The organism is Bradyrhizobium zhanjiangense, assembly GCF_004114935.1.
GTDB lineage: Bacteria > Pseudomonadota > Alphaproteobacteria > Rhizobiales > Xanthobacteraceae > Bradyrhizobium > Bradyrhizobium zhanjiangense.
Map to the genome: position 1 here is coordinate 7,638,111 of NZ_CP022221.1, position 13,084 is coordinate 7,651,194.

A 13,084-nucleotide genomic window follows, 5' to 3' on the forward strand; every position below is an offset into this window, starting at 1 on the left:
GTTGGCCGATTCTGTTGAAAAAGGCTGGTAGTATTCGTTGTAATAGCTCCGTCGCGACGTGGCCGACCTGCTCGACCGACCCTATGCGAGCCTCGGGGTAGGCATCGGGATCAGCTTGGCCATCTTTCGAAGGTTTTGGGCGGTGGCTGCGAGGATGAACTCGTCGCGCGCGCCGTTTGGACCTCGTAAACGCAAACGGTCGAGCTTGAGAATGCGCTTGAGGTGCGCGAACAACATCTCGATTTTCTTGCGGAGCCGGCGCGAGGTGCCTCCCTCCCACGATCTCGCGATCTGGCGCGCCATGTCGCGAGCGCCCTCGTAGATCGAGCGCGGCACTCTCCGTGAAGACTGCTTGGGGCAACACCGAGTCTTCAATGCGCAACGATCACAATCGCGCTTACTGGCGAGGTAAAGCATGGTGGCACCATCATTCACCAACGTTCCGGTCGTGGTAAGAACTTTGTCACCAGGGCAACGATAGATGTCCCCGGCATGGTCGTAGGTGAAGTCGTCACGTGAGAAGATCCCGTCTGTGCGGGCCGACTTGTCGAAGACTGTAACGTGCGGCTCGATCCCGTGCTCATAGACCAGCCAGGCGAGCATCTCGGCCGAGCCATCGCCACTGTCACCGAGCAGCCGGCTCGGATAGAGATCAAACCGCTCCAGCGAGCGCTCAATCATGCGCTTAGCGGCCAATACCTCCGCCTGCCGGATTGCTGAGGTTGCCTCAACATCGACGATGATCGCGTTCTCGATGTCGACCAGATAGTTCGTCGAATAGGCGAAAAACGCTTGGCCGCCGTGCGCCCCCGTCCAGCGCGCCGCCGGATCGGAAGGCGATACGAACTTCGGGGGTAACCTCGGTCGCAGCTCCGAAAGCGGCATCGTCAAGGACAGCCAGATACTCATCGATTGCTCGGCCGGCAGCCTCCGGCGGAAGTCCCTTGTCGCCTTCGATTCCCTTCTGCCGATTGGCATCGGCCTTGATTAGGCTCGCATCGACTGCAAATCCTTCACCGCCGACCAGTCGTTCCTCGATGCAGCGGCGCAACACGCTCTCGAACACGCGACGGAAGAGGTCGCTCTGCCGGAAGCGGCCGTGCCTGTTCTTGGAGAATGTCGAATGATCCGGCACCGCCCCATCCAGACCGAGCCTGCAAAACCACCGGTAGGCCAAATTGAGGTGAACCTCATCGCACAGGCGCCGCTCCGATCGGATGCCGAAGCAGTAACCGATCAGGAGCATCCGGATCATCAGCTCGGGATCGATCGAAGGTCGACCGATGCTGCTGTAGAAAGGCGCCAGGTCCCGCCGGACCTGTTCAAGATCGACAAACCTGTCAATCAACCGCAGCAAGTGATCAGTCGGGATATGTCTTTCGAGCGAGAACTCATAGAACAACGTGGCCTGTTCGACTTGCCGATGCCCCATCATGATCTTCAGTCCTGCCAATTAGACAGACTGAATCACTGATATCTCTGCGTCGCAACAGCCGCCTTTTTCAACAGAATCGGCCCCTCTGAGACTTTGTGGTTCGGCCAAATGTCCGGTTTGCACCAAGACGGGCTGCACTGACGGTCGCTCGGACTTCGTCGATGTCGGACGACGGCATCGCGCCACATCGCGCACCGCCCTTTGTGTACCGGTTCGCAGGAAATTAAACCCGAAATGCGCGATGGCAAATATCCTCAAGGGGCGCGGTCGCGCGGTCCCCCCGGTTCCTCACGCCCTCAGAAGGACCCCGTAATGTCGGCAGCAAGTACGGTCACTGACCCTGAATTTTGGGGATAACGGCGCATCCATCAGTTGCCAACGCTGCGGTGGCAGGCCCCTATGCGCCTTTTAAAATCGTGCGCGGCAGCACGGCGCAAGAGGGCTGACTTGTGTCTGGGGCTTGGTATTACGCAGACTACAAAGGGCAAATTGGACCGATAACCCTTCAAGAATTGAAAGACACGCTTGCGCGCATGTCCGAACCTGAAAACGTGCTCGTTTGGCGCGATGGCTTTACCGATTGGGTTAGGGCCGGTGATGTACCGGAATTTAGGTCGGAAACGTCAAGGCCTCCACAACTGCCAACGGACCAAATGCCGACTTGGCGCGTGAAGTGGTGGTGGTATCCGATCCCTTTTATCTCGCTCGGTATTGGGAGCCAAGTTGGACGAAAAGTAATGATTTGGAATTCTGCGCAGCGCAGGAAGCTGAATCAAAAAAGAAAGGCGATGCAGGCCTAGAGCTTGGGTAAGGGGGCATTTGTGGGCACCTACCACGACGACTTTAAACAGCGCGGCATCGAAAATGTGAAGTTGCAAATCAAGCACGCCAACTTTGCACCTGAGAAGGACGAGGCTGCGCGCAAGTGGGTGGCAGCGGAAGAACAGAAATGGCCTCGGCGCGGATTTTATCTCGCAATCGTAACAGCGATCATTGCGATTGCCGGGCTCTATCTGAAAAAATGAAGCCGCCAAATGCGCGACACGGAATTCGGAAAGAACCATGAAACTGGCAGACATCGATGTTGATGAGCTTGTGCGCGAGTTGGGGTTGGAGCGCAGTGCTTGGATCAAGGTCGCACGGGAAGAAAAACGCCAATTGACAGACACTGAGCGGACGACGGTGTGCCTGTTAGCTGCGCTGGAGCATGTGTTCACCAAGTTCGCAGGCAGGTAGCGCCGCCTTGCAGCGCGCCTCGCCCATGCGTTATTTCCGCGTCGGCGGCCAAGGCCGAACCATCATCATCACGACGGGCAGGCGGCAGGAGGCCGCAGAAAGGCCGTCCAGCGCGCCGGGGGGCGGCAGGGCCACGGGACACCGGGCGGGCCGCGCAAGAGGCTTCCGGGCATTCCAGAAGCGCTTCGGGACACAACGGTGGACACCGAAAACCTATCCCATTGATTGCGTTAGGTTTTTTTGGCTGATCAGGCTCCCACAAGGGGAGAAGGGAAGACGTCCGCGCTAGACGCGCTCCTGCCTAAAACGGCAGCCCCACATAATTTTCCGCGAGCAGGCGCTGCGCGGTCTCCGACGAGAGCAGATAGTCGAGCTCCGTCTGCTGAAGCCGGTCCTCATATTCGAGCCGGTCGGGGAAGCGGTGCAGCAGCATCGTCATCCACCAGGAGAAGCGTTGCGCCTTCCAGATTCGCGCCAGCGCCTTGGCGGAATAGCCTTTGAGGCCGGAATCGTCGCCGTGGTGATAGTGCGCGAGCATGGCGTGGTAGAGATAGTAGATGTCCGACGCAGCACTGTTCAGTCCGCGCGCGCCGGTCGGCGGCACGATGTGAGCGGCGTCGCCGGCGAGGAACAGGCGTCCATAGCTCATCGGTTCGGCGACGAAGCTGCGCAAGGGCGCGATGCTCTTCTCGATCGACGGACCGGTGATCAGGCGGCCGGCGACCTCGACCGGCAGGCGGCGCTTCAACTCGGCCCAGAACGCATCGTCGCTCCAGTCCTCCACCTTGTTGGTCAAGGGCACCTGGATGTAGTAGCGGCTCAGCACCTGCGAGCGCAGCGAACAGAGCGCGAAGCCGCGCTCGTGCTTCACATAGATCAGCTCCGGCGACACCGGTTTCGTGCGCGACAGCACTCCTAACCAGCCGAACGGATAGACCTTCTCGTATTCGCGCAGCACGTCTTTCGGGATCGACTTGCGGCTGACGCCGTGAAAGCCGTCGGCGCCGACGATGTAGTCGCAATCGATACGAACGGTCTCGCCGTTCGAACGACAGGTCACGTAGGGCCGGTCCGACGTCAGGTCATGTGGCGTCACGTCCTCGGCATTGTGCACGACCTTGCCGCCCAGCTGGTCGCGCGCTTCGTAGAGGTCGCGCGTCAGCTCGGTCTGGCCGTAGACCAGCACAGAATTGCCGCCGGAATGCTTGTGCAGGTCGATCTGGGAGAGCATGCCGTCATGGGCGATCTCGAACCCCCGATGGATCTCGCCCTCGCGGTCCATCCGCTCGCCGCATTGCGCCTCGCGCATCAGTTTTGCAAAACCGTGCTCGAGCACGCCGGCGCGGATGCGGGCCAGCACGTGGTCGCGGCTGTATTTCTCCAGCACGACGGTATCGATGCCCTTCAGATGCAGCAGCTGGGACAACAGCAGCCCGGACGGCCCGCCGCCGATGATACAGACCTGAACTTTCATTTTTGCGTCCTCCCGTCGGCGCTATTTTGCAGATTCAAAGCCGCAAACCGATGGAGGGTTTCGTCTTTGTCTTGTACTATTCGAACATGAGAAGCACAGCCCCTGCCCCGGCGATCCGGGTCTACAATCTCTTTGGCGAGTCCGGTGACCTGCCCGACGTCGTGCATTGCGAGACCATCGCGTCCCGCTCGGTGCTGCACGACTGGACACTGGCCGTGCACCGCCACGCCCGGTTGCACCAGGTGCTCCTGATCGAGCGCGGTGGCGGCGAGGCAACGCTGGACGGGCGCGTGGTATCCTTGAGACCGATGCAGATCGTCAACGTTCCGGTCGGACACGTCCACGGCTTCCGCTTCGTGCCCGATACCCAGGGCTGGGTGCTGACCATCGCGGCGGAGATTCTGGACGAGGCGCTGCTTGCGGCCGAAGGTCTGCGCGGAGCCCTGTCGCAATCGGGCGTGGTGCGCGGCACGCCGCAGATTCGCGCCACCATGAAGCAGATCTTCGCCGAACACGCCGCCCGCGATTTCGGCCGCGCGCATGTGCTGCGCGCATTGTCGTCGGCCATGATCGGGCTCGTGGCGCGCGCGCTCACGAGCGAGAGCGGCGGCAACGGTTCAGCGGAAAGCGGATTGTTCCGCCGCTTCGAGGCGCTGCTGGAGCAGCATCATCTGGAGCGCTGGAGCGTCGCCGACTATGCCAATGCGCTGTCGGTGACGCCGACGCATCTCAACCGGATCACGCGGGCGGCGACCGGCGACACCGCCTCGCATCTGATCCTCAACCGGCTGATCCGCGAGGCGCGGCGCAACCTCGTCTACACCAACCTGCCGGTCTCGACGATTGCGTACGCGCTCGGCTTCGAGGATCCCGCCTATTTCAGCCGCGTCTACGCCGCGGCCACCGGACTATCGCCGCGCGCCTTCCGCGCGCAGCTCCATGGCAGCGAAAGCTGAGGCCCCGGATGCCAAACTTCCAAGCGTCGCATTCTACTCGCGCGCGCTTTCCTGCCTGCCATGGATCGGCTCTTCCTCGGGATGCCTCTTGTCGTAATGGAGGAAGAGATCGAGCGGCGCCAGAAGCACAATGACGATACCGAAGCCGATGCTGAGGTGCATCGCGCGCGTGTGCGGGAAGCCAAGCAACCAGGGCGACACGATGAGCCAAATGCCCATCAGAACGTTGAGCCACTCCTCCCAATCCCGATAGGCGATGATGGCAGCCAGCGACAGGATGCCGATGATCGCGCTCGTTACCCAGAGGTCGATCTTGCCCTGGCTGATCGTCAGTTTGAACAGCCACGGGGATATGAAGAGTACAGCGGCGAGAAACAGATTGTAGACGTCAGGGACCGTTTCGCGCTCTTGCAACCTGCTCATGACACACCTCTCAACGAGGATAGTTGGAGGAAGCATTCGCCAGCGCTTTGGTTCCCGATCAACGCGCTTGGCATAATAGACTTTGGTCGCAGGCCGTGGTTTGAGCCGACCTGCTCAATCCGGCGTCTTCGCAGCCACTTACCTTCGTATATAGGCCCTTTACCTCAGTACAATTGAGTGGGGCATGCGCAGGCTTTAGCGTGGCTGCATTCGGCGCCCTGGCGCTGGTGGCATGGAACCTCCCTGACCTTGGCGCAAGACGGCTACCCCTGTCTGGTCGTCTGCGCCGCCTTTTTCAGCAAGCCATCGGCGCCTTCAGTGTTTTCCGGCTGGCAAAGCGTGACCTGTCGGCTGGACCGGCTTTTTTGCGGAACTGGAGATTTGTGCACAATGTCTTCTCTCGAGAAGATCGCACTCTTTATCGATGGCTCCAATCTCTATGCCACCTCCAAGGCGCTCGGCTTCGACATCGATTTCAGGCGGTTGCTCGGCGAATTTCAAAGCCGAGGCTCACTGTTGCGCGCCTTTTACTACACGACCGTCATCGAGGATCAGGAGTTTTCGTCAATCCGCCCGTTGATCGATTGGCTCGACTATAACGGATACACCGTCGTCACCAAGCTCACCAAGGAGTACGTCGACGCCACCACCGGCCGCCGCAAGGTGAAGGGCAGCATGGATGTCGACCTCGCCGTAAGAGCGATGGAGCTCGCCGAGCACGTTGATCAGATCGTGTTGTTCTCGGGCGACGGGGATTTTCGTTCGCTGGTGGAAGCCCTGCAGCGCCGCGGTGTCCGCGTGACGGTCGTCTCCACGCTCTCCACTCAACCGCCCATGATCGCGGACGACCTGCGCCGACAGACGGACGTATTCATTGATTTGGCAGAGCTGAAGCCAAAAGTGGGGCGTGATCCCGCCGACCGGCCGCGCGAGCTGCGGCAGCCACCGCAATTCCTCACGCGCGGATCGATCAATCGGGGCGACCGGGTGGAATGATCTCGGGACGGCCGCCGCACCTCACACGTCGAAGAACACCGTCTCCTCCGGCCCCTGCAAATTGATCGTGAAGGCATACACGACCTTGCCGGCGCGTTCGCTGCGCGTGGCAACCAGCGTCTTGCGGCGCACCGGCGGCTCGACCAGGTTGAGCACGGGGTCGGCGGCATTGGCGGCCTCTTCATCCGAGAAATAGAGCCGCGTGTTCAAGCCGATGTTGATGCCGCGCGCGACGATCCAGACATTGACATGCGGCGCGCATTTGCGGCCCGCCTTGTCGATGATGGCGCCGGGCTTGATCGTTTCGAAGCTGACGAGGCCGCTGTCGAAGTCGGAGCCGGCGCGGCCCCAACCACGAAACTCCTGCTCCAGCGCACCCGCCGAGCGGTCGGCCGGATGGTTGTAGCGGCCGGCCGCATTGGCCTGCCAGATCTCCAGCAGCACGTCGCGCAGCGGCGTACCGGTACCGTCGAGGACCCTGCCTTCCAGCGTGATGCGTTCGCCCTTGGTGTTCGGCGTCACCAGGACATTCGAAAAGTTCTTCTCGAAGATGTCGAAGCCGGCCATTGCCGGGATCAGACCGATATGAACGTAGGGACCGGCGGTTTGCGAGGCGGTTTCCTTGAGGTAGTTGAGCGGCTGCGGCATTGCTCAGTTTCCTTCGGAGCGATTTTCGAAATAGGTGGAGCGCTGGCCGCGCAGCACGATGTCGAAGCGGTAGGCGAGCGAGTCGAAGGGTGTCGAGGCGTTGAGATCGAGCGGCGCGACGAGGCGGTCGAGCGCGTCCTTGTCCGGGATCGTCGTCAGGATCGGGCAGACCGGGATCAAGGGATCACCCTCGAAATACATCTGCGTGATCAGCCGCTGCGCAAAGCCGGAGCCGAACACCGAGAAGTGGATGTGGGCGGGGCGCCAGCTATTGACGTAGTTGCGCCAGGGATAGGGCCCGGGCTTCACGGTGCGGAAGTAGTAGTAGCCGGTGTCGTCGGTCAGCGCGCGGCCGCAGCCGCCGAAATTGGGATCGATCGGCGCCAGATAGGTGTCCTTCTTGTGCCGGTAGCGGCCTCCGGCATTGGCCTGCCAGAACTCGACCAGCGTGTTCGGCACGCCGCGGCCGGTCTCATCCAACACACGGCCGTGGACGATGATGCGCTCGCCGACGGGATCGCCGTCCTTGGCGTAGTTGCGGATCAAATCATTGTCGAGCGGCCCGAGATCGTTTTGGCCAAACACCGGCCCCGTGATTTCCGAGATCGAGTTCTCCAGCGACAGCAGCGCCTGGCGCGGCGAACGCAGCACCGAGGACTTGTAGCCCGGCGCATGCGCCGGCGGATGGATCGAACGGTCGCGCTGGAAGAAGCCGCCGTCGCGGGGCGTGAACGGCTCGGGGCGGTTGAGGCGGGGATCCTGCAAGGCTGCGAATGGAGCCTGGGCATTCATCGGCGTTGTCTCTCCCTTGGCGCCCCGGGGTCCGGGGGCGCGGCTTATCGGGAGATCAATGAGCCGGTCTATTCCACAGATAAATAGATCGATTATAATATATTGCATGAAAGAAATCGATCATTTGGCCCTCGATGGCCACGCCCTCGAGCTGTTCCTCGCCGTGCTGGAGGAAGGCTCGGTGACGGCGGCCGCCACGCGGCTCGGCCTGACGCAATCCGCCGTCAGCCACGCCCTGAACAAGCTGCGGCGGATCGCGGGCGATCCGCTGTTCGCCAAATCCGGCCGCGGCATCGTCGCCACGGCGCACGCCCAGGCCCTCGCGGCGAAGGCGCGCGCGCTGATCGACGAGATGCGCAGCTTCGCCGGCGGCGTCGCTTTCGCGCCGGCGCAGGCCCAGCTCTCGCTAACGGTCGCCGCCAATGACTTCCAACGCGACCTGCTGCTGCCACGGTTCTTCGATCATGTCGCCGCGCAGGTGAAGAGCCTGAATTTGCGCGTGATCCCCTCGCAGTCGCCTTCGCCTGCGATGCTGCGCGAAAACCGCTGCGATCTGCTGATCACGCCGTTGCCGCCCGCCGGCGTTGACATCGTGCAGAAGCGGCTGCTGAGGGACCATTACGTCTGCTATTACGACGCCAAAGCGCGTGCGGCGCCAAGCGGCCGTAGCGCCTATCTTGCCGCGCGCCACATCACGGTCGTCTACACCGACAACGAGCGGCTCGACTTCGACCGTCGCCTGGCAGCCAATGGTTTCCACCGTGACATCGCCATCTCCGTGCCGAGCTTTTCGGGCGTGCCATCGTTCCTGCGCGGCTCGCAGATGCTCGCGAGCATGCCGAGCCTGCTGGCGCCTGGCGTCATGCTGGGCTTCGCCCACGTGCGAATTCCGCTGGCCTCGCGCACACAGACACTGGCCGAGCTGCCGATGTTCATGGTCTGGCACCAGCGCTACCAGAAGGATCCGGCCCATCGCTGGATCAGGAATCAACTCGAGACTGTCGCGGCGACGGCCACCGCCTGAGCGACGGGCCGCGGCCTGCGAAAACCTGATTCCCGCCAAAGCCACTGGTTGCGCAAAGGGAGCCACGCTAAAATCCCCTCATGACCGTGACCGACATTGCGAGCCGAACCTACAATCACAGCTGGCGGCTGGATCCCATCATCCGCAGCCTGCTTGATACCGATTTCTACAAGCTGTTGATGTTGCAGATGATTCGGGAGGATTACCCGGATCAGCAAGTGACCTTCTCGGTCATCAACCGCTCGCGCCATGTGCGTCTCGCCGAGATCATCGACGAGGGCGAGCTGCGCGCCCAGCTCGACCATGCCCGCACCATCCGTTTCTCCAAGAAGGAGCTGATCTGGCTTGCCGGTAACACCTTCTACGGCAAGACCCACATGTTCTCGGCGGACTTCATCCGCTGGCTGGCCGAATTCCGCTTGCCCGAATACGAGCTGCGCAAGGTCGAAGGCCAGTACGAGCTGCATTTCCACGGCCCCTGGACCCACACCACCATGTGGGAGATTCCGGCACTTGCCATCCTCAACGAGCTGCGCTCGCGCGCAGCAATGAAGGACCGCGGCCGCTTCGAGCTCGACGTGCTCTACGCCCGCGCCAAGGCCAAGCTGTGGACCAAGGTGGAGCGGCTGCGCAAGCTGGAGAATTTGCGGCTGTCCGACTTCGGCACCCGCCGCCGCCACGGCTTCCTCTGGCAGCGCTGGTGCGTGGAGGCGGTGAAGGAAGGCCTCGGCTCGTCCTTCATCGGCACATCCAACGTGCTGCTCGCGATGGACAACGATCTCGAAGCCATCGGCACCAATGCGCATGAACTGCCGATGGTCGCGGCCGCGCTCGCCAGGGACGACGAGGAATTGCGCTGGGCGCCGTATCGCATCCTCGACCAGTGGCGCCAGACCTATGGCGGCAATCTCCTGATCGCACTGCCCGACGCCTTCGGCACGAAAGCCTTTCTGCGCGATGCGCCGGAATGGGTCGCCGACTGGACCGGCTTCCGCCCCGACAGCGCACCGCCGATCCAGGCCGGCGAGGAGATCGTCGCCTGGTGGAAGAAGAAGGGCCGCAATCCCAAGGACAAGCTGCTCGTTTTCTCCGACGCGATGGACGTCGGCTCGATCGAGGAGACCTATCACCACTTCGCCGGCCGTGTGCGGCTCTCGTTCGGCTGGGGCACCAACCTCACCAACGACTTCGTCGGCTGCGCGCCGGACGGCTCGTTCAATCTCGATCCCATCTCGCTGGTCTGCAAGGTGTCGTCGGTCGACGGCCAGCCGGCCGTGAAGCTCTCCGACAATCCGGAGAAGGCGACCGGCCTGCCCTCGGAGATCGAGCGCTACCTGCGCGTGTTCGGCGATGCCGGCCGCGTGCGCAAGCCGGTGCTGGTGTAAAGTGGAATCGCATTAGGTCGAATCCATTGCCTCGGGCTCGCTCACCTCTCCCGCTTGCGGGAGAGGCGTAGGCCGCCTTCGGCGGCCGTCATCTCAAGAGACAACGAGGCAAAGCCTCGGCTATGGCGAAGCGCCGGGTGAGGGCTCTCTCCATTAGGGGATTGTCCCATTGCGGAAGCACCCTCTCCCCAACCCTCTCCTGCTAGCGGGAGAGGGAGCCCACCTTCGCCTTTGCGGCTATCGAGCCTTATCTCATCATGCTCTAGCAGCGGACTGGACTCCTCTCGATCGGGTAAACGGCGCACGATGAATGCGAAGCATTGGTTCGCCGATGCCGCGCCAGTTCCGATTGACCGGTATTTGACGCGATCTGCGCGCATCCACTTCACAGCGCCTTCACCGTGCGGTGCAGTCGCTCGCGTTTTCAGGTCGAGTTAAGCAACATTCTGCTCTACTTCGCGTTGTAGGCCAACGCTCCGCTGGGATCGTTGATCGATTTGGGGAACGCAGGGTGTTTCGCAGAACAGCGACGTCGACGAAGGGACACAGTTTCCTTCACGTCATCAAGCTCGTCTCGCCTTTCGTGATGGTCGTCCTGCTCCAGGCGGCGATCGCGGGATTCAGCCTCGAGGTGATGTCATCGGTCCGCGCCTATGTTGCAGGCGAAGCGTTGTGGTCGCGCTCGCAGAAGAACGCCCTCTATTTCCTCCATCGCTACCTGCATTCGGGCGACGCCAGCCAGTTCGCACAATACCGCGCCGCGCTCGCCGTTCCCATTGGCGACGAGTTCGCGCGCTGGGCGCTCGAGCGCGATCCGGTCGACGTCGAGGTCGCCCGCATCGGCTTCCTGCAAGGCGGCAACCATCCCGATGACGTGCCGGGACTGATCTGGCTGTTTCGCTACTTCAATCGCGTCAGCTTCCTCCAGGAAGCGATTCGCGAATGGGCTGCCACCGATCCCATGCTGCTGGAGCTCAGCGTGTTCGGCGAGGTGATCCGGTCCGAGCTAGAGAACGGCCCCATTCAAGACGACGACCGACTGCAATTCCTGTCGTCGCGCCTCTCGGATCTCAACACCCAATTCACGGTGCACGCCAAGCGGTTCTCCACTGTCCTCGGTGAAGGCTCCCGTGCCATCAAGCTGACGCTGACTTGCATCAACATCGTCACCGCCGCGACGCTGATCCTGCTCCTGATCTGGCATACGCGGCGGTTGGTGCTGCAGCGACAGGCATTCGAGGATGCCTTGCACGCCGAGAAGGAGCGTCTGGCCTGGCAGGCGTCGCACGACTGGCTGACCGGCCTGTCCAACCGCCGCGCCTTCGAGGCGCGTCTGCAAAGCGAGCTGGACGATGCCGCGGCGGGTTCGCTGGGCCTGATCCTGCTCGATCTCGACCAGTTCAAGAGCGTCAACGACAGCTGCGGTCATCTCGCCGGCGACCGCCTGCTGTGCCAGGTGGCGCGCCTTCTGCAACAGGATCGGCATGCGCATGATCAGGTGGCCCGGCTCGGCGGCGACGAATTCGGCCTGATCCTGCCCTGGTGCCCGCCCGCGAAAGCTGTCGATATCGCCGAACGGCTGCGCCGATCGTTCGAACTGTTCAGTTTCGCCTGGGACGACCGTTGCTTTGCGGTGACCGCCAGCATCGGCGTTGCCTGCATCGCCGACCGCAACACCACGCTTGAGGACGCGATGCGGCGTGCGGATGCAGCCTGCTATCGCGCCAGGGAAAAGGGACGTAACCGGGTCCAGGTCGACGGCGGGAGACCGGACGTCGTCGTGACAGCCCGGCCACGCGAAGCTGCGCGCGCTTGACGCTGCCCGCCCCGTCACCGCCGAGGCAAAATGCCGAGGCCGGCGAGATGGGCGTCAACAAATTGTTCGATCTGCTGGCGCAGCATCTGCGGCGGCACGGCCACCATGCGCTCCTCGAGGCCGAGCGAGATGATTCCATGCACCGCGGAAAACAGCGTGCGCGACAACAGCGCGATCTTCACGTCATCCGCATCCGGCAATAGCCGCACCAGGGGTGGATGCATCAACGCGAAGGCATCCATGACCATCTGAAGGATGTCGTCGGGATAAGGACGGTCGTCCTCCATCCGATGCTCGAACAGCGAGCGCAACAGGTTGGCGTGCTCGGCAAAGAAGTCGAGATAGGTCGCGGCAAGTCCATAGAGCTGGCGAACGGGATCCTCGGCAGGAACTCCGCGTAGCCGCGCCGTGAGCGCCTGAACCGTCTCCCGGTTCACGGTCAAGATCACCCCATCGAAGTCGCCGAACTCGTTATAGACGCTGCCGACCGAGCAGCCGGCAGCCTCCGCGACATCCCGAACCTTCAATGATCTCAGCCCCTTAGCGGAAATGATGCCGCGGGCGATCTCCACGATCTGAAGCCGTCGCCGATTTTTTTTCTGCCCGCGCAACGAATCTTCTTGAACATTGTTCATTTTCAAGCTACTCATGTGAACATTGTTCAAATTAACCCGGAGACCTGCAAAATGCAAACCCTCGCTGTTGATATCGCCGCCACCTTCCTCGATGACGCCGCAGCTCTCGTGACCGGCTTTGGCCGGGCCCTGCTGCGGTTCGCCATGGCCCCGATCGATCGCATTGCAAATGCCTGCGACATCGCCGGCGTGCTCACCGAGCGGCGCGCGACCTTCCGGATGTGGCGGAAGAGCCGTGCCCGTGCGCGTCACGAGGGCCGCCGG

The 13,084-nt window shown here is 62.2% G+C and carries 13 protein-coding genes and 1 pseudogene; 8 read left to right on the plus strand and 6 right to left on the minus strand.

Going from position 1 to position 13,084, the window contains the following annotated elements; genetic code table 11:
• Positions 1-81 precede the first annotated feature (81 nt).
• Positions 82-1,435, minus strand: a pseudogene (locus tag XH85_RS36555) (transposase).
• Between the two features lie 449 nt (positions 1,436-1,884).
• Between XH85_RS36555 and XH85_RS48170 the strand changes: the two are divergent.
• The 3 genes from XH85_RS48170 to XH85_RS45560 are packed head-to-tail and all read left to right on the plus strand — an operon-like array spanning position 1,885 to position 2,671.
• Positions 1,885-2,235: a DUF4339 domain-containing protein gene (locus XH85_RS48170; protein ID WP_128935789.1), complete on the plus strand. Its 351-nt coding sequence runs from the start codon at positions 1,885-1,887 to the stop codon at positions 2,233-2,235.
• A 21-nt stretch (positions 2,236-2,256) separates the two neighbouring features.
• Positions 2,257-2,460 carry a hypothetical protein gene (locus XH85_RS36565; protein ID WP_128935790.1) on the plus strand — a complete coding sequence of 68 codons (204 nt, stop codon included), beginning with the start codon at positions 2,257-2,259 and terminating at the stop codon, positions 2,458-2,460.
• A gap of 37 nt (positions 2,461-2,497) precedes the next feature.
• Positions 2,498-2,671: a hypothetical protein gene (locus XH85_RS45560; protein ID WP_164939338.1), complete on the plus strand. Its 174-nt coding sequence runs from the start codon at positions 2,498-2,500 to the stop codon at positions 2,669-2,671.
• A gap of 301 nt (positions 2,672-2,972) precedes the next feature.
• On the opposite strand, the gene pobA is transcribed toward XH85_RS45560, so the two are convergent.
• Positions 2,973-4,145 (minus strand): 4-hydroxybenzoate 3-monooxygenase, encoded by a 1,173-nt coding sequence (gene pobA, locus XH85_RS36570; protein ID WP_128935791.1) that lies wholly within the window; start codon positions 4,143-4,145, stop codon positions 2,973-2,975.
• 50 nt (positions 4,146-4,195) lie between these two features.
• Here pobA and XH85_RS36575 point away from each other — a divergent pair, with 50 nt between their 5' ends.
• Positions 4,196-5,101 carry a helix-turn-helix domain-containing protein gene (locus tag XH85_RS36575; RefSeq protein WP_128935792.1) on the plus strand — a complete coding sequence of 302 codons (906 nt, stop codon included), beginning with the start codon at positions 4,196-4,198 and terminating at the stop codon, positions 5,099-5,101.
• 33 nt (positions 5,102-5,134) lie between these two features.
• On the opposite strand, the gene XH85_RS36580 is transcribed toward XH85_RS36575, so the two are convergent.
• Entirely contained in the window at positions 5,135-5,524 is a 390-nt protein-coding gene (locus tag XH85_RS36580) for an SPW repeat protein (RefSeq protein WP_128935793.1), read from the minus strand.
• Positions 5,525-5,914: 390 nt separating this feature from the next.
• On the opposite strand from XH85_RS36580, the gene XH85_RS36585 reads away from it, so the two are divergent.
• Complete coding sequence (locus XH85_RS36585) at positions 5,915-6,520, plus strand: LabA-like NYN domain-containing protein (RefSeq protein ID WP_128937555.1); 606 nt, start codon at positions 5,915-5,917, stop codon at positions 6,518-6,520.
• A gap of 21 nt (positions 6,521-6,541) precedes the next feature.
• Here XH85_RS36585 and pcaG read toward each other — a convergent pair whose 3' ends face one another.
• Both pcaG and pcaH read right to left on the minus strand, forming a co-directional pair.
• Positions 6,542-7,168, minus strand: coding sequence for a protocatechuate 3,4-dioxygenase subunit alpha (gene pcaG / locus XH85_RS36590; protein WP_128935794.1), 627 nt, complete (start codon positions 7,166-7,168; stop codon positions 6,542-6,544).
• A 3-nt stretch (positions 7,169-7,171) separates the two neighbouring features.
• Positions 7,172-7,960, minus strand: a complete 789-nt coding sequence (pcaH, locus tag XH85_RS36595; RefSeq protein ID WP_128935795.1) for a protocatechuate 3,4-dioxygenase subunit beta — start codon at positions 7,958-7,960, stop codon at positions 7,172-7,174.
• 106 nt (positions 7,961-8,066) lie between these two features.
• Here pcaH and XH85_RS36600 point away from each other — a divergent pair, with 106 nt between their 5' ends.
• The 3 genes from XH85_RS36600 to XH85_RS36615 all read left to right on the plus strand — a co-directional run bounded on the left by XH85_RS36600 (position 8,067) and on the right by XH85_RS36615 (position 12,185).
• Positions 8,067-8,984: a LysR family transcriptional regulator gene (locus XH85_RS36600; protein ID WP_164939337.1), complete on the plus strand. Its 918-nt coding sequence runs from the start codon at positions 8,067-8,069 to the stop codon at positions 8,982-8,984.
• An 80-nt stretch (positions 8,985-9,064) separates the two neighbouring features.
• The gene (gene pncB, locus XH85_RS36605) at positions 9,065-10,369 is read left to right on the plus strand and encodes a nicotinate phosphoribosyltransferase (RefSeq protein ID WP_128935797.1); all 1,305 of its coding nucleotides are present in this window, start codon (positions 9,065-9,067) and stop codon (positions 10,367-10,369) included.
• Between the two features lie 511 nt (positions 10,370-10,880).
• On the plus strand, positions 10,881-12,185 hold the full coding sequence (locus XH85_RS36615) for a GGDEF domain-containing protein (RefSeq protein ID WP_128935799.1): 1,305 nt from the start codon (positions 10,881-10,883) through the stop codon (positions 12,183-12,185).
• Between the two features lie 14 nt (positions 12,186-12,199).
• Here XH85_RS36615 and XH85_RS45565 read toward each other — a convergent pair whose 3' ends face one another.
• Complete coding sequence (locus XH85_RS45565; protein WP_206734314.1) at positions 12,200-12,820, minus strand: TetR/AcrR family transcriptional regulator; 621 nt, start codon at positions 12,818-12,820, stop codon at positions 12,200-12,202.
• Between the last annotated feature and the right edge of the window lie 264 nt (positions 12,821-13,084).